General features: G+C 67.7%; 21 protein-coding genes and 2 tRNA genes. 4 read left to right on the top strand and 19 right to left on the bottom strand.

Annotated elements, in window-relative coordinates:
- Positions 1-19: 19 nt before the first annotated feature.
- The 11 genes from rpoB to rlmB all read right to left on the bottom strand — a co-directional run bounded on the left by rpoB (position 20) and on the right by rlmB (position 9,890).
- Entirely contained in the window at positions 20-4,165 is a 4,146-nt protein-coding gene (rpoB, locus tag AC2SGK_RS01735; protein WP_488321869.1) for a DNA-directed RNA polymerase subunit beta, read from the bottom strand.
- Positions 4,166-4,391: 226 nt separating this feature from the next.
- The gene (rplL, locus tag AC2SGK_RS01730) at positions 4,392-4,763 is read right to left on the bottom strand and encodes a 50S ribosomal protein L7/L12 (protein ID WP_411838620.1); all 372 of its coding nucleotides are present in this window, start codon (positions 4,761-4,763) and stop codon (positions 4,392-4,394) included.
- A gap of 65 nt (positions 4,764-4,828) precedes the next feature.
- A complete protein-coding gene (gene rplJ, locus AC2SGK_RS01725; protein ID WP_488321868.1) occupies positions 4,829-5,344 on the bottom strand; it encodes a 50S ribosomal protein L10 in 516 nt (171 codons plus the stop codon).
- A 232-nt stretch (positions 5,345-5,576) separates the two neighbouring features.
- Complete coding sequence (rplA, locus tag AC2SGK_RS01720) at positions 5,577-6,275, bottom strand: 50S ribosomal protein L1 (protein WP_488321867.1); 699 nt, start codon at positions 6,273-6,275, stop codon at positions 5,577-5,579.
- Between the two features lie 2 nt (positions 6,276-6,277).
- Positions 6,278-6,730, bottom strand: a complete 453-nt coding sequence (rplK, locus tag AC2SGK_RS01715) for a 50S ribosomal protein L11 (RefSeq protein ID WP_488321866.1) — start codon at positions 6,728-6,730, stop codon at positions 6,278-6,280.
- A gap of 78 nt (positions 6,731-6,808) precedes the next feature.
- Positions 6,809-7,345: a transcription termination/antitermination protein NusG gene (gene nusG / locus AC2SGK_RS01710; RefSeq protein ID WP_488321865.1), complete on the bottom strand. Its 537-nt coding sequence runs from the start codon at positions 7,343-7,345 to the stop codon at positions 6,809-6,811.
- A 173-nt stretch (positions 7,346-7,518) separates the two neighbouring features.
- Positions 7,519-7,713, bottom strand: a complete 195-nt coding sequence (gene secE, locus AC2SGK_RS01705) for a preprotein translocase subunit SecE (RefSeq protein WP_136886885.1) — start codon at positions 7,711-7,713, stop codon at positions 7,519-7,521.
- 94 nt (positions 7,714-7,807) lie between these two features.
- Positions 7,808-7,883, bottom strand: a tRNA-Trp gene (locus tag AC2SGK_RS01700).
- A 67-nt stretch (positions 7,884-7,950) separates the two neighbouring features.
- Positions 7,951-8,382 (bottom strand): CoA-binding protein, encoded by a 432-nt coding sequence (locus AC2SGK_RS01695; RefSeq protein ID WP_488321864.1) that lies wholly within the window; start codon positions 8,380-8,382, stop codon positions 7,951-7,953.
- 199 nt (positions 8,383-8,581) lie between these two features.
- Positions 8,582-8,986 (bottom strand): YHS domain-containing (seleno)protein, encoded by a 405-nt coding sequence (locus AC2SGK_RS01690; protein ID WP_488321863.1) that lies wholly within the window; start codon positions 8,984-8,986, stop codon positions 8,582-8,584.
- Positions 8,987-9,086: 100 nt separating this feature from the next.
- Entirely contained in the window at positions 9,087-9,890 is an 804-nt protein-coding gene (rlmB, locus tag AC2SGK_RS01685) for a 23S rRNA (guanosine(2251)-2'-O)-methyltransferase RlmB (RefSeq protein WP_488321862.1), read from the bottom strand.
- Between the two features lie 124 nt (positions 9,891-10,014).
- On the opposite strand from rlmB, the gene AC2SGK_RS01680 reads away from it, so the two are divergent.
- Positions 10,015-10,098: transfer RNA gene (locus AC2SGK_RS01680), tRNA-Tyr, on the top strand.
- Positions 10,099-10,214: 116 nt separating this feature from the next.
- Entirely contained in the window at positions 10,215-11,213 is a 999-nt protein-coding gene (locus tag AC2SGK_RS01675) for a hypothetical protein (protein ID WP_488321861.1), read from the top strand.
- On the opposite strand, the gene AC2SGK_RS01670 is transcribed toward AC2SGK_RS01675, so the two are convergent.
- Positions 11,210-11,452 carry a DUF3253 domain-containing protein gene (locus AC2SGK_RS01670; protein WP_488321860.1) on the bottom strand — a complete coding sequence of 81 codons (243 nt, stop codon included), beginning with the start codon at positions 11,450-11,452 and terminating at the stop codon, positions 11,210-11,212. The two genes, AC2SGK_RS01675 and AC2SGK_RS01670, sit on opposite strands and share 4 nt — an antisense overlap.
- Complete coding sequence (gene ileS, locus AC2SGK_RS01665; RefSeq protein ID WP_488321859.1) at positions 11,449-14,418, bottom strand: isoleucine--tRNA ligase; 2,970 nt, start codon at positions 14,416-14,418, stop codon at positions 11,449-11,451. Before ileS ends, AC2SGK_RS01670 begins: the two co-directional genes overlap by 4 nt.
- A gap of 183 nt (positions 14,419-14,601) precedes the next feature.
- Between ileS and AC2SGK_RS01660 the strand changes: the two genes are divergently transcribed.
- Positions 14,602-15,435, top strand: coding sequence for a DUF6635 family protein (locus tag AC2SGK_RS01660; protein ID WP_488321858.1), 834 nt, complete (start codon positions 14,602-14,604; stop codon positions 15,433-15,435).
- Here the strand turns inward: AC2SGK_RS01660 and queF are convergent.
- On the bottom strand, positions 15,432-15,893 hold the full coding sequence (queF, locus tag AC2SGK_RS01655; RefSeq protein ID WP_488321857.1) for a preQ(1) synthase: 462 nt from the start codon (positions 15,891-15,893) through the stop codon (positions 15,432-15,434). The genes AC2SGK_RS01660 and queF overlap by 4 nt on opposite strands.
- 102 nt (positions 15,894-15,995) lie before the next feature.
- Between queF and AC2SGK_RS01650 the strand changes: the two genes are divergently transcribed.
- Complete coding sequence (locus AC2SGK_RS01650) at positions 15,996-16,394, top strand: group III truncated hemoglobin (protein ID WP_488321856.1); 399 nt, start codon at positions 15,996-15,998, stop codon at positions 16,392-16,394.
- Here AC2SGK_RS01650 and AC2SGK_RS01645 read toward each other — a convergent pair.
- The 5 genes from AC2SGK_RS01645 to AC2SGK_RS01625 form a co-directional block, all read right to left on the bottom strand.
- Positions 16,391-17,023 carry a trimeric intracellular cation channel family protein gene (locus AC2SGK_RS01645; RefSeq protein WP_488321855.1) on the bottom strand — a complete coding sequence of 211 codons (633 nt, stop codon included), beginning with the start codon at positions 17,021-17,023 and terminating at the stop codon, positions 16,391-16,393. The genes AC2SGK_RS01650 and AC2SGK_RS01645 overlap by 4 nt on opposite strands.
- A complete protein-coding gene (rnhA, locus tag AC2SGK_RS01640) occupies positions 17,020-17,469 on the bottom strand; it encodes a ribonuclease HI (RefSeq protein WP_488321854.1) in 450 nt (149 codons plus the stop codon). Before rnhA ends, AC2SGK_RS01645 begins: the two co-directional genes overlap by 4 nt.
- The gene (locus AC2SGK_RS01635; RefSeq protein WP_488321853.1) at positions 17,462-18,088 is read right to left on the bottom strand and encodes a glutathione S-transferase family protein; all 627 of its coding nucleotides are present in this window, start codon (positions 18,086-18,088) and stop codon (positions 17,462-17,464) included. Before AC2SGK_RS01635 ends, rnhA begins: the two co-directional genes overlap by 8 nt.
- Before the next feature lie 50 nt (positions 18,089-18,138).
- Positions 18,139-19,098, bottom strand: a complete 960-nt coding sequence (gene ispH / locus AC2SGK_RS01630; RefSeq protein WP_488321852.1) for a 4-hydroxy-3-methylbut-2-enyl diphosphate reductase — start codon at positions 19,096-19,098, stop codon at positions 18,139-18,141.
- Between the two features lie 72 nt (positions 19,099-19,170).
- Positions 19,171-20,601, bottom strand: a complete 1,431-nt coding sequence (locus tag AC2SGK_RS01625; protein ID WP_488321851.1) for a cobyric acid synthase — start codon at positions 20,599-20,601, stop codon at positions 19,171-19,173.
- Positions 20,602-20,653: the final 52 nt, after the last annotated feature.

The raw sequence follows: 20,653 nt of genomic DNA, 5'->3' as shown, positions 1-20,653 counted from the left end.
GTGGTGAGGGGTCGCCCCCTCACTCCTCCTCGTCCGCATCCAGGAGTTCCATGTTGAGGCCCAGACCCCGGACCTCCTTGACCAGCACGTTGAACGATTCCGGCACGCCCGCCTCGAAGTTGTCCTCGCCCTTGACGATGGACTCGTAGACCTTCGTGCGGCCGGCGACGTCGTCCGACTTGACGGTCAGCATTTCCTGCAGCGTGTAGGCCGCGCCATAGGCTTCCAGTGCCCAGACCTCCATCTCGCCAAGACGCTGGCCGCCGAACTGGGCCTTGCCGCCCAGGGGCTGCTGCGTGACCAGCGAGTACGGACCCGTGGAACGCGCGTGCATCTTGTCGTCGACCAGGTGGTGCAGCTTCAGGACATACTTCATCCCCACGGTGACCTTGCGGGCGAACTGCTCGCCCGTGCGGCCATCGAAGACCACCGACTGGCCCGAGGTGTCAAAACCGGCACGCGTCAGCGCGTCGTTCACGTCGGCCTCCTTGGCGCCGTCGAAGACCGGCGTCGCGATCGGCACGCCCGTGCGGACGGTGCCCGCATGCTCGCGCAGGGTCTCGTCGTCCAGGCCGTCGAACATCTCGGAATACAGCTCGTCGCCATACCCGATGCGCATCGCCTCGCGGACCGGAGTCATGTCGCCGTTGCGGCGATACTCCTCCAGCGCCTCGTCGATCTTGAGGCCCAGGGCGCGGCTGGCCCAACCCATGTGGGTCTCCAGGATCTGACCCACGTTCATGCGCGAAGGCACGCCCAGGGGGTTCAGAACCAGATCGACGGGGGTGCCGTCCGCCAGGAACGGCATGTCCTCCATCGGGACGACCTTGGACACGACACCCTTGTTGCCGTGACGGCCGGCCATCTTGTCGCCCGCCTGCAGCTTTCGCTTCACGGCGACGAAGACCTTGACCATCTTCATCACGCCCGGCGGCAGGTCGTCGCCCTGACGGACCTTCTCGACCTTGTCCTCGAAACGCGCCTCCAGCAGCTTCTTCTGGGTGTCGTACTGGCCGTTGAGGGCCTCGACCTCCTTCGCGACGTCCTCCTCGGACACGGCCAACTGCCACCACTGGCCACGCGACATGGTGCCCAGCAGCTCCTCGGTGATCTCCGTGTTGGCCTTGATCCCCTTGGGGCCCTTCAGCGCGGTCTTGCCCAGGATCAGCGACTTCAGACGCGCATAGATGTTGCGGTCCAGGATCGCCTGCTCGTCGTCGCGGTCGCGCGCCAGGCGCTCGACTTCCTCGCGCTCGATCTGCAGCGCACGCTCGTCCTTGTCGACGCCGTGGCGGTTGAACACCCGCACCTCGACGATCGTGCCGTAGGCCCCCGGCGGCAGACGCAGCGAGGTGTCGCGCACGTCGCTGGCCTTCTCGCCGAAGATGGCGCGCAGCAGCTTCTCCTCGGGCGTCATCGGGCTTTCGCCCTTGGGGGTGATCTTGCCCACCAGGATGTCGCCCGGCCCGACCTCGGCGCCGATATAGACGATGCCGGCCTCATCCAGGTTGCGCAGCGCCTCTTCGCCCACGTTCGGGATGTCGCGGGTGATCTCCTCGGGCCCCAGCTTGGTGTCGCGGGCCGCCACCTCGTATTCGTCGATATGGATCGAGGTGAACACGTCGTCGCGGTGGATCCGCTCGGAGATCAGGATCGAGTCCTCGTAGTTGTAGCCGTTCCACGGCATGAAGGCCACGACCACGTTCCGGCCGATGGCCAGCTCGCCCTGGTCGGTCGAGGGACCGTCCGCGATGACCTGGTTGGCCACGACCTTCTCGCCCACCTTGACCAGCGGACGCTGGTTGATGGTCGAGGACTGGTTCGAACGCTTGAACTTGCGCAGGCGATAGATGTCCACGCCCGCATCGCCCGCACCCAGATCCTCGGTGGCGCGCACGACGATCCGCTGCGCATCGACCTGGTCGATGACGCCGCCGCGGCGCGCCATGATGGCCGCGCCGGAATCGCGGGCCACGGTCGCCTCCATGCCGGTGCCGACGAAGGGCGCCTCGGCCCGCAGCAGCGGAACCGCCTGACGCTGCATGTTCGAGCCCATCAGCGCGCGGTTGGCGTCGTCGTTCTCAAGGAACGGGATCAGGGCCGCCGCGACCGAGACCAGCTGCTTGGGCGACACGTCGATCAGGTCGATCGCATCCACCGGGTTCAGCATGAAGTCGCCCGACTGGCGGGTCGAGATCAGCTCGTCGACGAAGTTGCCCTCGGCGTCCAGCGTCGCGTTGGCCTGGGCGACGGTGTGGCGCATCTCCTCGGTCGCGGACATGTAGACCACGTCGTCGGTGACCTTGCCCTCGATGACCTTGCGGTAGGGGGTCTCGATGAAGCCGTACTTGTTCACCCGCGCGAAGGTCGCGAGGCTGTTGATCAGGCCGATGTTCTGGCCTTCCGGCGTCTCGATCGGGCACATCCGGCCATAGTGGGTCGGATGGACGTCGCGAACCTCGAAGCCCGCGCGCTCGCGCGTCAGACCGCCCGGCCCCAGGGCCGACAGGCGACGCTTGTGCGTCACTTCGGACAGCGGGTTGGTCTGGTCCATGAACTGCGACAGCTGGCTGGAGCCGAAGAACTCGCGCACCGCCGCCGCCGCGGGCTTGGCGTTGATCAGGTCCTGCGGCATGACGGTGTCGATCTCGACGCCGGACATGCGCTCGCGGATGGCGCGCTCCATGCGCAGCAGGCCCACGCGGTACTGGTTCTCCATCAGCTCGCCGACCGAACGCACCCGGCGGTTGCCGAGGTGGTCGATGTCGTCGATCTCGCCCTTGCCGTCGCGCAGCTCCACCAGGCCGCGGATGCAGGCCACGATGTCGTCATGGCGCAGCGTGCGCTGCGTGTCGGGCGCGTCCAGGTCCAGGCGCATGTTCATCTTGACCCGCCCCACGGCGGACAGGTCGTAACGCTCGCTGTCGAAGAACAGCGAGTTGAACAGGTTCGACGCGGCCTCGACGGTGGGCGGCTCGCCCGGGCGCATGACCCGGTAGATGTCCATCAGCGCGCCTTCGCGGCCCATGTTCTTGTCGGCCGCCATGGTGTTGCGGATGTAGGGACCCACGTTGACATGGTCGATGTCCAGCACCGGAACGTCGGTGATGTCGTTGTCCAGCAGCACCTTCAGAAGGCCGCCCGACAGGTCGCCCTCCTTGTTGTACTCGGCGGTGATCTCGTCGCCGGCCTCGGCATAGATGAAGCCGGTCTGGTCGTTGACGATGTCCTTGGCGACGAAGCGTCCGACGATCCGCTCGAACGGGACGTAGAGGTTCAGCGGGCCGTCCGATTCCAGCAGCTTCTTGACCAGACGCGGGGTGACCTTCTCGCCGGCCTTGGTGATGACCTCGCCGGTATCGGCGTTCACCAAGTCGAAGGCGGGACGGGTGCCGCGCACGCGCTCGGGGAAGAAGCGCGTGACCCAGCCCTGCTCGCGCCCCTCGCGGCGCAGGGTGTAGGTCACGGTCTCGTAGAAGGCGTCCATGATCGCCTCCTGGTCCATGCCCAGGGCATAGAGCAGGGTCGTCACGGGCAGCTTGCGGCGGCGGTCGATGCGCGCGAACACCAGGTCCTTGGCGTCGAACTCGAAGTCCAGCCACGAGCCGCGATAGGGAATGATGCGGCAGGCGAACAGCAGCTTGCCCGAGGAATGGGTCTTGCCCCGGTCATGGTCGAAGAACACGCCCGGGCTGCGGTGCATCTGGCTGACGACCACGCGCTCGGTGCCGTTCACGATGAACGTGCCGTTCGTCGTCATCAGGGGCATGTCGCCCATGAAGACGTCCTGTTCCTTGATGTCCTTGACGGATTTCGCCCCGGTGTTCTCGTCGACATCGAACACGATCAGACGCAGGGTGACCTTCAGCGGCGCGGCATAGGTCATGTCGCGCTGCTGGCACTCGTCCACGTCGTATTTCGGCCGCTCCAGCTCGTACTTGACGAATTCCAGCGTCGCCGTCTCGTTGAAGTCCTTGATCGGGAAGACCGACTGGAAGACGCCCTGGATGCCTTCGCCGTCGTTGTGCCCGGTGCCGTCGCCCGAGTTCAGGAACAGGTCGTAGGAGGATTTCTGAACCTCGATCAGGTTCGGCATCTCCAGAACTTCACGGATGTTGCCGTAATAGCGGCGGATCCGCTTCTGGCCGACATAAGCTTGCGCCATGGGGTCTTGTCACCTTTCGTCTTCGCGCGCGGCCGAGTCGGGGCCCCCGGAACGCGCCTACGAATGCAGGGGTGAGGTTCCATTCGTGCCACGCGTCCCACCGCGCGGCTCCCGAACCTCGAACATGCCCTGAAGGATGGTCCATGCAGGACAGCCCTTCAAGACAGGTTCGGCAGGGACCGGGAAACCCCGGACCCTGCCTTCTGTCAATCCACCAAAGGGTCGATTACTTCAGGTCGACCTTGGCGCCAGCTGCTTCCAGCTTCTTCTTGATCTCGTCGGCGTCGGCCTTGGACGCGCCTTCCTTGACCTTGCCACCGGCTTCGACCAAGTCCTTGGCTTCCTTCAGGCCCAGACCGGTGATGCCGCGCACTTCCTTGATCACGTTGATCTTGTTGGCGCCGGCGTCAACCAGGACGACGTCGAACTCGGTCTTCTCTTCGGCGGCTTCCGCGGCAGCAGCCGGGCCAGCCATCATGACGGCGCCGCCGGCGGCGGGCTCGATGCCGTACTCATCCTTCAGGATGGTCTTCAGTTCCTGGGCTTCCAGCAGGGTCAGGCCCACGATTTCTTCGGCGAGTTTCTTCAGATCAGCCATTTTTCCGTTCTTTCCAGTTAATGTTCCGACGTCGGGTCTTCAACCACCGGTCGGGAAAGGGTTGCTTACGCAGCCTCACGTTCCTCGAGGGTCGTGAGGATGCTCGCGATGTTGGAGGCAGGCGCGCCAATGGCACCGGCGATGTTGGAGGCGGGCGCACCGAGGCACGACACGATCTGAGCAATCAGCTCATCACGCGACGGCATCGAGGCGACGGCTTTCACACCGGCCGGATCCAGAGCCTGATCACCCATTGCACCGCCCAGGATCACGAACTTGTCGTTGTCCTTGGCGTACTTGTCGGCGATCCGCGCAGCTGCGGTCGGATCCTCCGAATAGGTGATCACGGTCATGCCCGTCAGAAAGTCGGCGATGCTTGCGCAAGGCTTCCCGTCCAGGGCGATCTTGGCGAGCTTGTTCTTGGCAACGCGAACCGAACCACCCGCTTCGCGCATGCGCGCGCGGAGGTCCTGCATATGTGCAACCGTCATTCCCTCGTAGTGGGCAACCACCACGACGCCAGAGCTTTCGAAGATCTGGCCGAGCTCTTCGACCAGCTGCTCTTTCTGTGCTCTATCCACGGTTTCACTCCAAGTAGGGGGGTATCCCCCCGGCTCTCACTTTTCCCGGCCTGCGCGGCCGGGTCGGGTCCGTTAGGGCAAGATCACCCGAAGGTCGGGACCTTCGGAAAAACGCTTCCCCATCTCAGGAAGGACATTAAGCGGATCGCTCCGCACCCTCCGTCTCGGACAGGACGGGGCCGCGCGCGGCCCCGCCATCCCCCGTCCTTCCGGACGGGGAAATCTCACGGTCTCAGCTGGCGGTCGCCGAAACGACGTCCACCGACACGCCCGGACCCATGGTCGAGCTGATCGAGACCTTCTTCATGTAGGTGCCCTTGGCACCCGTCGGCTTGGCGCGGGTCACGGCCTCGACGAAGGCGCGCAGGTTCTGGGCCAGCTTGTCCTCGTCGAACGAGACCTTGCCGATGCCGGCATGGACGACGCCCGCCTTCTCGGCCTTGAACTGGACCTCACCGCCCTTGGCGGCCTCGACGGCGGCCTTGACGTCCATCGTCACCGTGCCGACCTTGGGGTTCGGCATGAGGTTGCGCGGGCCCAGGATCTTGCCCAGACGGCCGACCAGCGGCATCATGTCCGGCGTCGCGATGCAACGGTCGAACTCGATCTTGCCGGACTGGATGGTCTCCATCAGGTCCTCGGCGCCGACGATCTCGGCGCCTGCGGCCTTCGCCTCGTCAGCCTTGGGGCCGCGGGCGAAGACAGCGACGCGGACATCCTTGCCGGTGCCTGCGGGCAGGGTCACCACGCCGCGGACCATCTGGTCGGCGTGACGCGGGTCGACGCCCAGGTTCAGCGCGATCTCGACGGTCTCGTCGAACTTCGCGGTCGCGGCCGACTTGACCAGCTTGATCGCGTCCTCGACGGTCAGGTTCGCCTTACCCTCGAAGGCGGCGCGGGCGGCGGCTTTCTTCTTCGACAGTTTCGCCATGATCAGCCCCTCACCTCGATACCGATCGAACGGGCCGAGCCGACGATGATCTTCATCGCGGCGTCGATGTCGTTCGCGGACAGGTCCTTCATCTTGGTCTCGGCGATCTCGCGGATTTGCTTGACCGTCACGGTGCCGGCGGTGGCACGGCCCGGCTTTTCCGAACCCTTGGCGCGGTTGCGCTTGCCCACCGGCTTCAGGCCGGCCGCCTTCTTAAGCAGGAAGGACGCCGGGGGCGTCTTCGTCTCGAAGGTGAACGACTTGTCGGCGTAATAAGTGATGACGACGGGCACGGGCGAACCCTGCTCCATCTCCTGGGTCTTGGCGTTGAACTCTTTGCAGAACGCCATGATGTTGATCCCGCGCTGACCCAGGGCCGGGCCGACGGGGGGCGACGGGTTCGCCTGACCCGCCTTGATTTGCAGCTTGAGGCTGCCGACAACTTTCTTGGCCATCTGGCCTTCTCCTTATCATCACGCCCCGGGATGCGGGGCCGACTTAGCGGTGCGGCCTGGCGGCCTCCCGCAGTTGCATCACGCGGTCTTGGAGACCTGCGTGAATTCCAGCTCCACCGGCGTCGGCCGGCCGAAGATCGAGACCGTCACCTTGATGCGCGACGAGATCTCGTCGATCTCCTCGACCATGCCCGAGAAGCCCTCGAACGGGCCGTCGGTCACGCTGACCTTCTCGCCCACGTCGAAGCGGATCAGGCTGCGCGGCGCGGCGGGCTCGCCGTCGCCGGTGCGGTGCAGCATCGCGTTCACCTCGTCGTCGCGCATGGGCATGGGCTTGCCCTGCGCGCCCAGGAAGCCGGTGACGCGGTTGATCGAGTTGACCAGGTGATAGGTGCGGTCCGACATCTCCATGTGGACCAGCACATAGCCGGGCATGAAGCGACGCTCGGAGGTCACCTTCTTGCCGCGGCGGATCTCGATCACTTCCTCGGTGGGCACCAGGACCTCGTCGATGTGATCCTCGAGACCCTTCTCGGCGACGGCCTGGCGAATCGCCTCTGCGACCTTCTTCTCGAAGTTCGACAGGACGCTGACCGAATACCAACGCTTTGCCATGTCTCGATCGACCCCTGCTGCTCTTGCCGGGAATCACGCGGGAACCGCGCCAACCCGTTGAATTCCATCATGTCCGCGAAAATCGAAATCGGCGCGCATGCGGATTCGATGCACGCCGTGTCCCGGACAGTCGGGGGCAGATACCGCCCCGGCCCGGAAATTGCAAGCCCCGATCAGCCGCTGATCAGGCGCAGGCCCTGGGTCAGGCCGGTGCGGATCGCCAGATCGACCAGGAAGAAGAACAGGCTGGTGATCGAGGCGAAGATCAGCACCATGATGGTGGTGGTGATCACCTCGCGCCGCGTCGGCCAAGAGATCTTTGCGGCCTCGGCACGGACCTGATTGATGAACTGGACGGGATTGGCCACGGGCGGCTCCTTGGGCAGATGCGATGCCGGGTCTAGCGCCGCGTGCGGGGCACTTCAACCCTGAACGGCGCAGGTCGCGAATGGCGGAAGGACCTGGCAGGGGCAGGGGGACTCGAACCCACGACCCTCGGTTTTGGAGACCGATGCTCTACCAACTGAGCTATACCCCTGAGGTCGGGCCTGATTACGGCGCAGGCGCGCGGGCGTCAAGCAGATAACCGCCCTGCCCCGCACCCCTCACAGAAAGCGCGGAAACTCGATCTTCGGGCAGCGGTCCTGGATGACCGTCACGCCGCGCGCGCGGGCGCGGTCGGCCGCCGCATCGTCGCGCACGCCCATCTGCGTCCAGATGACGCCCAGATCGGGCAGCCGGTCCAAGGCCTCGTCGACCACTGCGCCCACCGCGTCGGACCGGCGGAAGATGTCGACCATCTGCACGCCCGCGTCGCCCGGAATGTCGGACAGGGTCGCATAGACCGGCTCGTCCAGGATGGTGCCGCCGGCATGGCCCGGATTGACGGGAATCACCCGGATGCCCTGCGACTGCAGATAGCGCGCGACGCCCCAGGACGGCCGTGCCTCGTTGGGCGACAGCCCCACCATCGCCACCACGCGGGTCTCCCGCGCGATGCGGGCGATGTCGCGATCCTCGTCGATCTGCATGTCCATGGTCCTGCTCCCTGTGCCTGCAGCTTCGGGTTGAAGCCTGTCACAGAAAAAGCGCCCGGTCCATCGGGGATGGCCGGGCGCAAGTCGCGGAACGAGGGACAGTGATCTTGACATGACCGTTCCGGGGTCATGCCATGTGATGGAAATGGGCATCACCCCGGGAAAGTTCCAGCCGCCTCACGGATTCGTGATTCTTTCGTCAACGACGCCAGATCTCGCGGGCGGCCCGGACGATTCCCTCGGCATCCTGACGCAGCCGCCGCTCGGCCCGGCCCGATTCCAGCAGGTAGAGCCGCCCGCCCACCCGGGCGAAGAACCGCGGGTCGCCGGGCTGCGGCCGCCCGTCCACGATGGACACCGGGCACATGCCGTTCAGCGCGGGCGCATAGGCGCGGGGGTCGGCCTCGAACCGCGCCCGGTTCTCCTCCGACGCGAAATGCCACAGCTGGCCCTTCCACATCGTGGCGATGTCGCTGCGGCCCGGCGTCGGGCGCCCCGCCTGCGCATAGCCCACCGGATCGAAGCCGCCCACCGCCCATTCCTGCGCATGGCCCGGCCATGTGGCGCCAAGGACGAACAGCAGGGACAGGGCAAGGGCGCGCATGGCGATTCCGTGGGTTGGGGCATGCCGGGATTGGACCTAATTGACAGGCCGGCACCCGAATCTCAACACGCGCGGCAAAAGCGTCGCAGGGATGTGATATTCAGGCACGCCCCGCCGCGTAAAGCGCCACCGCCGCCGCATTCGACACGTTCAGCGACCCGAAATCCGCCGCGAAGGGGATGCGCGCCACATGGTCGCACAGCTTCATCGTCAGCTCGCGCATGCCCGGCCCCTCGGCCCCCATGACCAGGCAGACCGCGCGGCCCGACAGCGCGCCCATCACGTCGGGCAGCGATTCGGTGCCGGTCCCGTCCAGGCCCACCAGGATGAAGCCCATGTTCTTCAGCTGCGTCAGCGCCTCGGCCAGGTTCGGCACGCGCAGATAGGGCTGGCGCTCCAGCGCGCCCGACGCGGTCTTGGCCAGGGCGCCGGTCTCGGGCGCGGAATGGCGGTGCGGGGCGATGACCGCGCGCGCGCCGAACACCTCGGCCGAGCGCAGGATCGCGCCCACGTTGTGCGGATCGGTCACCCGGTCCAGTGCGACCAGCAGCGGCCGCGTCTCGCCGGGCGCCTCGCGCAGCGCGACCTCCGACAGGCTGCCCCATTTCAGCGGCTTGACCTCCAGCGCGGCGCCCTGATGGACGCTTTCTGCGGCCAGGCCCACGGCCTTGTCGAAGATGCGCGGATCGGTGATCTCGGGCTCCATCCCGTGCAACTCGCCAAGCCGCGCCAGCGCGTTCTGCGTCACGACCAGCCGCAGCTTCTGGCGCGCGGGATTGGCCAGCGCGTCGCGCACAGCGTGCAGGCCGAACAGCCAGACCGTCTCGGCGGCGGCCGCGCGGCGGGCGCGTTCCTTGTCGATGACCCATGTGGGCTTCTTGGCGTTTCCGCTCTTCTCGGACATGCGCGGCCTCCTTTCCTTGTGGATCCTTCTCTGCGCGCAGGGCGCGCATCGCGCAAGCCCCGGAAATCCGCTTGACGCCCCCCGACGGGGCGGCTAATCACCCCGCACGCCGAAAGCGATCGGCGGGCGACGTGCTGCAAGGTGCGGCAGCGGACTGTAACTCCGCCGGGGAGACCCACGCCTGGTTCGATTCCAGGGTCGCCCACCACTTTCCCGACATTCCGGATGATCAAGTGGTGGCAAGGACCATCCCTGCGGTGGGGCTTTTGCTGTCCCCGCACAACCGCTAGGCTGAACCCGATCACGTTCCGCAAAGGATGTCGGGTGCCCCCCAGGAAACTTACGCAGCCCAATCTGCTAATCGTCGCCCAGGCCGGACGGCTGGAGTTCGAGGCCGTGATCTTCATGGCCAGCCTGCGCGCGCATGCCCCGGACTTCACAGGCATGGTGTTCATCGCCGAACCCACCCCCGACGGCGCCTGGAGCGGGCATGACACGGCCATATCGGACCCGTGCCGCCAACTGCTGACCGATTTCGGCGCCATGATCGTGCCGTTCACCGCGCGCCATTTCGGCGCCTCCTATCCCCAGGGCAACAAGATCGAGGCCCTGTCGGTCCTGCCTGCGGGCAAACCGTTCATGTTTCTGGACACGGACACGCTGATCACCGGGCCGCTGGACCGGGTGCGCTTCGATTTCGACCGCCCGTCCGCCTCGATGCGCCGGGAGGGCACCTGGCCCAAGCCGCCGCTCTACGGGCCGGGCTACGCGGATATCTGGCGCTCGATCTACGACCGATTCGGCGTGGGCTTCGACGCCACGCTGGACCTGTCGCAGCCCGATGAACACTGGGAACGCTATCTCTACTTCAACGCGGGCTGGTTCTTCGGGGCCGATCCGGTGCTGTTCGGGCGGCGACTTCTGGACTGGGCGCTGGCGCTGCGCGACGATCCGCAGGACGAGCTGGCCTGCCAGGTCATGGAGCCGTGGCTGGATCAGGTCGTGCTGCCGGTCGTCATCGCCAGCCTGGGCGGGGGGCGTCCGGGGCAGGACCTGGACGGGCTGGACGGCGACGTCACCTGCCATTACCGCAAGCTGCCCCTGCTCTATGCGCAGCATTCCGACGCGGCCATCGCCGCGCTGGAGGCCGCCGTCGCCCCGCGCGAGATCAAGCGCGTGCTGCGCGAGTGGGAACCCGCGCGCAAGCTGATCTATCAGGAGAAGGGCCGCCAGAAGGTCCGCCCGATCTTCGCCGACCGCCCCGACGCGCCGGAGCGGATGATCCGCAATCAGCTCAAGGCGCGGGGCTGGTGGCTGGTCTAGGCTGAGGGCGACGCCAGGCGGAACGGCCCGCGCGGGTCCGCCCCGGCCGGGCGTCCGCGCTGCGTGACCGCGATGCGCCCCTCCGCCGCCAACTCCAGCGCCACGCGCCGCAGCGGTGCCGTCAGCGGCCGCCACTCCGCGGCCAGATCGCGCGCCACCTGGCTGGGGCAGCAGGTCGTGCCCGGACGCAGCCGGGCGACCTGCGCAAGGATGGCCCCGCGCAGGTCGTCGTCGTTCATCCCAGGACCGCGTCGCAGCGCGCGCAGGTGCCGGGATGCCTGTGGCTGCCCACATCGGGCAGGATTTTCCAGCAGCGCTGGCATTTCTCGCCCTCGGCCATCTCGAAGACCACGCCGATGCCCGGCGCCTCGGCCATGCGGAAGGCCTCGGTCGGGACCGGATCGCGGGTCAGCACCAGGTCCGAGGTGATGCAGACATCCGCGAAGGCCACCGATTGCAGCGCGGCCAGCATCTCCGCATCCTCGACATGGACGACCGGCGCGGCCTCCAGGCTGGCGCCGATGGTCTTGTCGCTCCGCTTGACCTCCAGCGCGGCGGTCACCACGCGGCGGGCGCGGCGGACATGCTCCCATTTCGCGGCCAGCGGTTCGTTCAGCCAATCCGCGGGGGTGGCCGCGAAATCATGCAGATGCACGCTGTCATCCTCGGACGGGAAGCGCGACAGCCAGACATCCTCCATGGTGAAGGGCAGGATCGGCGCCAGCCAGGTCACCAGCCGGTGGAACAGCAGATCCAGCACCGTCCGCGCCGCACGCCGCCGCGGGCTGTCCGCCGCGTCACAGTACAGCGCGTCCTTGCGCACGTCGAAATAGAAGGCCGACAGATCGACGGTGCAGAACTGGAACAGCGTCTGGAACACGCCCTGGAAATCGAAGGCGGCATAGCCCTTGCGGACCTGGTGATCCAGCTGCGCCAGCCGGTGCAGCACCCATTGCTCCAGTTCGGGCATCTGCGCGGGCTGGATGCGCTCGGCCTCCTCGAACCCCGCCAGCGCGCCCAGCAGGAAACGCAGCGTGTTGCGCAGCCGGCGATAGCTGTCGGCGGTGCCCTTCAGGATCTCGGGGCCGATCCGCTGGTCGGCGGTGTAGTCGGCCTGCGCCACCCACAGGCGCAGGATATCGGCGCCGTACTGCTCGATCACCTTGGCGGGCACGATGGTGTTGCCAAGCGACTTGGACATCTTCATGCCCTTCTCGTCCAGCGTGAAGCCATGCGTGACCACGTTGCGATAGGGCGCGCGGCCCTTGGTCGCCGACGCCTGCAGCAGCGAGGACTGGAACCAGCCGCGATGCTGGTCGGTGCCTTCCAGATAGACGTCGGCGATGCCGTCCGGCGCGCCATCCTCGCGGTCGCGCAGCACGAAGGCATGGGTCGAGCCTGAATCGAACCACACGTCCAGCACGTCCATGACCTGCTCATAGGCCTCGGGGTCCGCGATCCCGTCCAGCATGCGCGTCTTGAAGCCCGCGCTGTACCAGACATCCGCGCCCTCCGCCTCGAAGGCCGCGACGATGCGCTCGTTCAGCCGCGCATCGCGCAGCAGGAAATCGTCATCGGTGGGCTTCGCCCCCTTCCTGACGAAGCAGGTCAGCGGCACGCCCCAAGCCCGCTGGCGCGACAGGACCCAATCGGGGCGGTTCTCGACCATGGAATGGATGCGGTTGCGCCCGGTCTGGGGCCACCACTTGACCAGCGTGTCGATGCTGGTCAGCGCCCGCGTGCGGATCGTGTCGCCATGCGCACCCATGCCGTCATCCAGCGGCTTGTCGATGGCCGCGAACCATTGCGGCGTGTTGCGATAGATCAGCGGCGCCTTGGACCGCCAGCTGTGGGGGTAGGAGTGCTTGATCTTGCCCTTGGCCAGCAGCGCCCCCGCCCAGGCCAGCTGCTTGATGACGCTGACATTGGCGGGGCCGTCCTTGCCGTCCGGCGCGATGATCGCCTCGCCGCCGAAGATCGGCAGGTCGCGGCGATAGCTGCCGTCGGGTTCGACGTTATAGGTCATTTCCAGATTGAAGCGCAGGCCCAGCTGATAATCGTCATCGCCATGGCTGGGCGCGGTGTGGACGAAGCCTGTGCCGGCCTCGTCGGTGACATGATCGCCGGGCAGCATGTGGACGGGGTAATCCCATTCCCCGTTTCCACCCTCCACACCACGAAGCGGGTGAGCTAACGTCATGTGCCTCATGCGGTCAGCCGGAACGGCCATTAACTTTCTAAATTCCGTGACTTTCGCAGCTGCCATAACGGATTCAGCGAGTGCATCTGCGAGAATAATTTTCTCACCCGCAACAGCCGTTGCGTTATCCGCAACGGCTTCCACTTCGTAGATGCTGTAAGAGATGGTTGGATTGTAGGCGACCGCCCGGTTTTGGGGGATAGTCCATGGCGTGGTTGTCCAGATTACAAAACTTGCGCCAAGGAGTGCCCTCAGATCAGCTTCGAGTGTCTCCGGGTCATTTGGCGCTTCTGTACCGACCCATGTCGCAGCCGCGGCGCCCAACGGACGGAACCGCACCCAGATCGTGTGGCTGGTATGGTCGTGATACTCGACCTCGGCCTCGGCCAGCGCGGTCTTCTCAACCGGAGACCACATCACCGGCTTTGACCCCTGATAGAGCGAGCCGTTCATCACCAGCTTCATGAACTCGGCCGCGATGACGGCCTCGGCGTGGTAATCCATCGTCAGATAGGGCCGGTCCCAGGCCCCGGTCACGCCCAGGCGCTTGAACTCCTCGCGCTGGATGTCGACCCATTCGTCGGCGAAACGGCGGCATTCCTGGCGGAACTCGACCATGTCGACCGCGTCCTTGTCACGGCCCTCCTTGCGGTACTTCTCCTCGATCTTCCATTCGATGGGCAGGCCGTGGCAGTCCCAGCCCGGCACATAGCGCGCATCGAAGCCCATCATCTGATGCGACCGCACCACGATGTCCTTGATCGTCTTGTTCAGCGCGTGGCCGATATGCAGATGCCCGTTGGCATAGGGCGGGCCGTCATGCAGCACGAAGGGCTTGCGCCCCGCCGCGCTGGAGCGCAGCCGGTCATAGACGCCGATCCGCGCCCACCGCGCCAGCCATTCGGGTTCGCGCGCAGGCAGGCCCGCGCGCATCGGGAATTCGGTCTGGGGCAGAAACACGGTGTCGCGGTAATCGGGGGCGGTGGGCGTCGTGGCGTCGGCCATCGGGGCGTTCCTTCAAGAGAGGTTCGGACAAGGCTGACCCGGCGGTATGAAACCTCACACCGCCGGGCTGCTAATTCGAGATCCGAACGCCGCAAAATCCATCCGCCCTCTATAGGAACCGCCGCCCATGGCTGCAAGCGGCGAAGCTGGCGCGGTCCGGGCCGCGCCGCTAGACTGCGTGCCATGGACCCGCGCCCCGCCCCCCTGACCACTCCCGCCACCCGGCGCGAGGCCACGCTGCGCCGCTTCGTCGCGCGCCGATACGGGCTGCGGGGGACGCTGGCGCTGCATCGGCACGCGCTTGGCGCGGACCTGCTGCGCGCGCCGCTGAACGTGATGCTGGCGCCCGTGGCGCTGATCCTGGCCGGGCTGGGCTGGGCCGCGGGGCGGCTTGGCGCGCGCCGTGCCGGGGCCTGGCTGCGCGGGCGGCGGGTGTTCCTGCCGTCGGACATGTCGCGGGTGATCGCGGCCGACCTGACCGCGCTGATGGCCGATCTGCGGGCGCAGGGCCTGGCCCCCGACGCCCCGCCCGACCGCATCGCCCGCGCCATCCGCGCCCATGTCGAGACCCGCAACGCCGTGGCCGAGATCACCACCTCGCTGATTGTGCTGGCGACCGGCATCCTGCTGTTCCAGCGCGCGACGCCGGGGCTGATCTCTCTGGCCGGGCCCTTTGCCGAACTGCGCGCCCATGGCGCGGCGGTGCGGGATTTCGCCTTGGGCGACACCTTGGGACGGGCCTGGTATTGGGCCTTTCCGGTCGAACTGTCGCCGTTCTATGTCATCGCGACCGGGGTGATAGTGGCCGTGGCCGGGTCGCTGGTCACGACCTTCGCGGGGCTGGTGGCGGACCCGGTGCAGGCTTGGACCGGCCTCCACCGCCGCCGCCTGTCGTGGATGCTGGCCCGGCTGGACGGGGCCGACGACCACGACGCCCCGGCCCCCGAACATCTGCTGGCGCGCTTGGGCGATGTGATCGACGCGGGCCTGCTGGCGCTCAGGTCCTGGCGGGGCTAGCCGCGACCGCGATAGGTCGGCACGCCCTGATCGGGCAGCCACAGGCCCGCCGGTGCGGCCCCCGTCTGCCAGAACACGTCGATGGGCATGCCGCCGCGCGGATACCAGTAGCCGCCGATGCGCAGCCATTGCGGCTCCAGCAGGTCGGCGATGCGGCGGCCGATGCCCACGGTGCAATCCTCATGAAAGGCGCCGTGGTTGCGGAAACTGCCCAAAAACAGCTTCAGCGATTTCGATTCGACCAGCCAGTCGCCGGGGACATAGTCGATCACCAGATGCGCGAAATCGGGCTGGCCGGTCAGCGGGCACAGGCTGGTGAATTCGGGCTGGGTGAAGCGCACGGCATAGGTCTGGCCGGGCTGGGGGTTGGGGACCCGCTCCAGCACGGCCTCGTCGGGGTGCTGCGGCAGGGGGGTGGCGCTGCCCAGCTGGGTCAGCGCGTCGGTGTAATGGGCCATGGGATGCTCCTGTTTTGTCCGGGTGGGCTGCGACCGGGTCGCCTTCCTTACGGCGGCACGCGGCCCCTTGCAACCAGGCGGCCCCTGTCCCAGATGCGACGGATGGACCCCCGTTTCGACATCACCGAAGCCGAGATCTCCCGCGTGGTCGCGGTCTTCTATGGCGCCGTGCGCCGCCACGAGGTGCTGGCCCCGATCTTTGCCGAACATGTCGGCGACTGGCCCGCGCATGAGGATCGCATCGCGGCCTTCTGGAAGGGCGCGATCCTGCACAAGGCGGGCTACAACGGCAGCCCGATGCGCGCGCATTTGTCCGCGGGCAACGTCCGCCCCGAGCATTTCGAGATCTGGCTGGCGCTGTTCGATGAAGCTTTGCGCCGCACCCTGCCGCCCTGGTCGGCGCGGGCCTGGTCGCAGCTGGCGCATCGCATCGGCCAGGGGCTGCGCGCCGGGGTGCAGAACATCGACGCGGGCCGCGCGGGGCCACCGGTGCTGCGCTAGCGCCGCGGCGGTCGCGGCTTGTAGAGCGGCAGCCGCCAGCCGAAGGCCAGGCTGCCCGCGCGCAGCACCCAGACCACGACCGCCCCCGCGATCAGCGCCTCGGCCCGCGCGACGCCCAGCCCGTCCAGCGCCACCGCCGCCACCGCACCGCCAAAGGCCGCGGTCAGATACAGCTCGCCCTGCTTGAAGACCAGCGGCACCTCGTTGCCCACGACATCGCGCATCAGCCCGCCGAATGTGCCGGTGGCGATGCCCATGATGACCACGATGACCGGGCCGAACCCGCCCTCCATCGCGACACCCGCGCCTGCGGCCACCGCCACGGCCAAGGCCACGCTGTCCAGCCAGACGAGCCAGCGCTGGCGGCTCTCCAAGAGATGCGCGGTCCAGAACACGGTCAGCGCCGCCCCCGCCGCCAGCAGCACATAGGACGGGTTGGCGACCCAGAACACCGCCTCGCGGTTCAGGATCAGGTCGCGCAGCGTCCCGCCCCCCACCGCCGTCAGCGCCGCCATGAAGACGAAGCCCACCGGGTCCAGCTGCGCCCGGCTGGCCACCAGCGCCCCGGTCAGCGCAAAGATCAGCACCGAGCCGTAATCCAGCACCGTGACCAGCGCATCCAGCGTCATTTGAAGGGCGCCATCCCCGCACGGGCCAGCTCGTCGGCGCGCTCGTTCTCGGCATGTCCCGCATGGCCCTTGATCCAGCGCCACTCGACGTCATGCGTCGCCTGCGCGGCATCCAACCGCTGCCACAGTTCGACATTCTTGACGGGCTTCTTGTCCGCGGTCTTCCAGCCGTTGCGCTTCCAGCCGTGGATCCACTGGGTCACGCCGTTCTTGACGTAGTTGCTGTCCGTCACGATCACGATCTGGCTGGGACGCGTCAGCGTCTCCAGCGCGCTGATCGCGGCCATCAGCTCCATGCGGTTGTTGGTGGTCTGCGCCTCGCCGCCCTGCAGCTCGCGCTCCTTGACCACGGTGGCGCCGTCCAGCGCGCGCATCAGCACGCCCCAGCCCCCGGGGCCGGGATTGCCGCTGCAGGCGCCGTCGGTCCAGGCGAACAGCTCAGGCATCCAGCCCCACAGCCCCCGGCAGCGCCGCGACCCGGTCCAGCCAGGCCGTGACCGCCGGGAACCGCGCCATGTCGAACCCGCCCCGGCTGCCCGCCGTATGGGTATAGGCATAAAGGCAGATGTCGGCCAGGCTGACCGCATCGCCCACCAGCCAGTCGCGCCCGGCCAGATGCCCCTCCATCCGGCCCAGCAGCCGATGCCCTGCCTCCAGGAGCGCGGCCATCCGCTCGGGCGTGGCATCCGCGGCCCGATGCGGATAGGAGGCCAGCGCGGCGCGCACGGCGATCACGCCCTCATGCTGGTTCTGCTCCCAGAACATCCAGGCCAGCATCTCGGCCCGCGCCACCGCATCCGTGGGCCAGAACCGCGTCCCTTTGCCCAGCCAGCACAGGATCGCGTTCGATTCGGGCAGCAACCGCCCATCCGGCAGTTCCAGCACGGGCGCCTTGCCCAAGGGCAGCCGCCCCTCCCGATGCGCCGCCTCCAGCGCGGGGCTGCCATATTCGACGTCGATCATCGCGCAATCGCGGCCCAGCAGGGCCAACAGCAGCCGCACCTTGTAGCTGTTGCCCGAAGACGGCATGGAGTAGAGCCTCACCAGAAACCCCTTCTTCTTCATGAAAATATCCCGGGGTCCGGGGCAGAGCCCCGGCGCTCTCCGCCCAGACCTCAGGCCGCGGGCTCGCGCAGCACGCGCGGCACCTTGAACTCGACCCGCTCGACGGCGGTCTCGACCACCTCGATGGTCACGTCGAACCGGTCGCGAAAGGCGTCGATCACCTCATTGATCAGCACCTCGGGGGCGCTGGCCCCGGCGGTGATGCCGATGCTGCCGATCCCCTCCAGCGCGCGCCAGTCGATCTCGGCCGCCCGCATCACCAGCTGCGCATAGCCGCAGCCCGCCGACCGGCCGACCTCGACCAGACGCTTGGAGTTGCTGGAATTCTCGGCCCCGATCACCAGCAGCGCATCGACATGCGGCGCGACCGCCTTGACCGCAGCCTGGCGGTTGGTGGTGGCATAGCAGATGTCCTCCTTGGCCGGGCCCACGATGGCGGGAAAGCGCGCCTGCAGCGCCGCCACCACGGCGGCGGTGTCGTCGACCGACAGGGTGGTCTGGGTGATGAAGGCCAGACGCTCGGGGTCGCGCACCGCGATCCGGGCCACGTCGGCCACGTCCTCGACCAGGATCACCTCGCCCTCGGGCAGCTGGCCCATGGTGCCCAGCACCTCCGGGTGGCCCGCATGGCCGATCATGACCATCTGCAGACCCGCCGCGTGATGACGCTCGGCCTCGATATGGACCTTGCTGACCAGCGGACAGGTCGCGTCGACATAGACCATCTGGCGGCGCTGCGCCTCGGCGGGAACGGCCTTGGGCACGCCATGGGCCGAAAAGATGACCGGCCGGTCGTCGGGACAGTCGTCCAGCTCCTCGACGAAGACTGCGCCCTGGTCGCGCAGCTGGTCGACGACGTATTTGTTGTGCACGATCTCGTGGCGGACATAGACTGGGGCGCCCCATTTCTGCAGCGCCATCTCGACGATCTTGATCGCGCGGTCGACGCCCGCGCAAAAGCCGCGCGGCGCGGCCAGATAGAGCTTCAGGGGGGGCTTGATCTGTTCCATTCCCCTCAGGTAGCGCGAAGCCCCGCCCTCGTCCAGCACCAGAAGGTCACAACCGCCGGACCGCCGCGCCGCTCAGCGCGCCAGCGCCAGAAGCCCCGCCACGTCCAGATGCACCTCCAGATGATTGGCCAGATCGTCCAGCGCGGCATCCACCCCGGCCTCGTATCCGGGCTGCGATGCGACCCCCAACCGGGCCAGGAACGCCGCCCGGAACGCATCGTCCGAGAACAGCCCGTGCAGATAGCTGCCCGCCACCCGCCCATCCGCGCTGGTGGCGCCGTCGGGTTCCGGGATATGGGCGAAGGGGCGCGCGCAGTCGGGACCGGTCGTGCGGCCCATGTGGATCTCATAGCCCGAGACCGGCTGGCCCAGGGCCGTGCCGGTCACGCGGATCACCCGCTTGTCGGGCGACATGACCGTGGCCACGTCCAGAAGGCCCAGCCCCGCCACCTGCCCCGCCACCCCGTCCGCGCCCGAGGGATCGTCGATCACCCGGCCCAGCATCTGATAGCCGCCGCAGATGCCCAGCACATGGCCCCCGCGCCGGTGATGCGCGGCCAGGTCGATGTCCCAGCCCTGCGCCCGCAGGAAGGCCAGATCGCCCAGGGTCGATTTCGACCCCGGCAGGATCACCAGATCCGCATCGCCCGGAATCGCCCGGCCCGGCCCCAGCATGGTCAGCCGCACCCCCGGCTCGGCCGCCAGCGGGTCCAGGTCGTCGAAATTGGCGATGCGCGACAGGGTCAGGCAGACGACATGCAGCCCCGCCCCCCGCCCTGCCCGCAGATCGACCGCATCCTCCGCCGGCAGGCGATGCGCATCCGCGAACCACGGCACGACGCCGAAGCCGCGCCAGCCGGTGCGGGCCTCAATCATCCTGTAGCCGTCGTCGAACAGGCGCGGATCGCCGCGGAACTTGTTGATCAGGAAGCCGCGGATCATCGCGGCGTCGTCCGCGTCGATCACCGCCTGGGTGCCCACGATCTGGGCGATGACCCCGCCCCGGTCGATGTCGCCCGCCAGCACCACGGGCGCCCCCGCCGCGCGGGCAAAGCCCATGTTGGCGATGTCGCGCGGGCGCAGGTTCACCTCGGCCGGGCTGCCCGCCCCCTCGACGATCACCAGGTCATGCGCGGCCGACAGGCGCGCGAAACTCTCCAGCACGCCCGCCAGAAGGCGCGGCTTCAGGGCCTGGTAATCGCGCGCCTCGGCCCGGGCGATGGCGCGGCCCTGAAGGATCACCTGCGCGCCGCGGTCGGTCTCGGGCTTCAGCAGGACGGGGTTCATGTCGGTGACCGGCTCCAGCCCGCAGGCGCGGGCCTGCAGGGCCTGGGCGCGGCCGATCTCTCCGCCGTCGGCGGCGACGGCGGCGTTGTTCGACATGTTCTGCGGCTTGAAGGGCGCGACCGACAGGCCGCGCCTGCGCGCGGCGCGGCACAGGCCCGCGACCAGCATCGACTTGCCCACATTCGAGCCGGTGCCCTGGATCATCACTGCCGGCATGGGACACTCTCGCTTGCCATCACCCTGACAGGTGACTAGATAGGCGCGTCCG

It is taken from the genome of Paracoccus sp. NIOT.M2S5SZ12 (assembly GCF_057748165.1).
Note: the sequence above shows the minus strand (reverse complement) of the source record. Positions and strands in the feature narration are given on the sequence as shown.

Excerpts from the sequence above, each read along its gene's own strand:
- rpoB (WP_488321869.1), bottom strand. The coding sequence starts at position 4,165 with ATGGCGCAAGCTTATGTCGGCCAGAAGCGGATCCGCCGCTATTACGGC.
- rplL (WP_411838620.1), bottom strand. The coding sequence starts at position 4,763 with ATGGCTGATCTGAAGAAACTCGCCGAAGAAATCGTGGGCCTGACCCTG.
- rplA (WP_488321867.1), bottom strand. The coding sequence starts at position 6,275 with ATGGCGAAACTGTCGAAGAAGAAAGCCGCCGCCCGCGCCGCCTTCGAG.
- rplK (WP_488321866.1), bottom strand. The coding sequence starts at position 6,730 with ATGGCCAAGAAAGTTGTCGGCAGCCTCAAGCTGCAAATCAAGGCGGGT.
- nusG (WP_488321865.1), bottom strand. The coding sequence starts at position 7,345 with ATGGCAAAGCGTTGGTATTCGGTCAGCGTCCTGTCGAACTTCGAGAAG.
- AC2SGK_RS01695 (WP_488321864.1), bottom strand. The coding sequence starts at position 8,382 with ATGGACATGCAGATCGACGAGGATCGCGACATCGCCCGCATCGCGCGG.
- AC2SGK_RS01690 (WP_488321863.1), bottom strand. The coding sequence starts at position 8,986 with ATGCGCGCCCTTGCCCTGTCCCTGCTGTTCGTCCTTGGCGCCACATGG.
- rlmB (WP_488321862.1), bottom strand. The coding sequence starts at position 9,890 with ATGTCCGAGAAGAGCGGAAACGCCAAGAAGCCCACATGGGTCATCGAC.
- AC2SGK_RS01670 (WP_488321860.1), bottom strand. The coding sequence starts at position 11,452 with ATGAACGACGACGACCTGCGCGGGGCCATCCTTGCGCAGGTCGCCCGG.
- ileS (WP_488321859.1), bottom strand. The coding sequence starts at position 14,418 with ATGGCCGACGCCACGACGCCCACCGCCCCCGATTACCGCGACACCGTG.
- AC2SGK_RS01660 (WP_488321858.1), top strand. The coding sequence starts at position 14,602 with ATGGACCCGCGCCCCGCCCCCCTGACCACTCCCGCCACCCGGCGCGAG.
- queF (WP_488321857.1), bottom strand. The coding sequence starts at position 15,893 with ATGGCCCATTACACCGACGCGCTGACCCAGCTGGGCAGCGCCACCCCC.
- AC2SGK_RS01650 (WP_488321856.1), top strand. The coding sequence starts at position 15,996 with ATGGACCCCCGTTTCGACATCACCGAAGCCGAGATCTCCCGCGTGGTC.
- AC2SGK_RS01645 (WP_488321855.1), bottom strand. The coding sequence starts at position 17,023 with ATGACGCTGGATGCGCTGGTCACGGTGCTGGATTACGGCTCGGTGCTG.
- rnhA (WP_488321854.1), bottom strand. The coding sequence starts at position 17,469 with ATGCCTGAGCTGTTCGCCTGGACCGACGGCGCCTGCAGCGGCAATCCC.
- AC2SGK_RS01635 (WP_488321853.1), bottom strand. The coding sequence starts at position 18,088 with ATGAAGAAGAAGGGGTTTCTGGTGAGGCTCTACTCCATGCCGTCTTCG.
- ispH (WP_488321852.1), bottom strand. The coding sequence starts at position 19,098 with ATGGAACAGATCAAGCCCCCCCTGAAGCTCTATCTGGCCGCGCCGCGC.
- AC2SGK_RS01625 (WP_488321851.1), bottom strand. The coding sequence starts at position 20,601 with ATGCCGGCAGTGATGATCCAGGGCACCGGCTCGAATGTGGGCAAGTCG.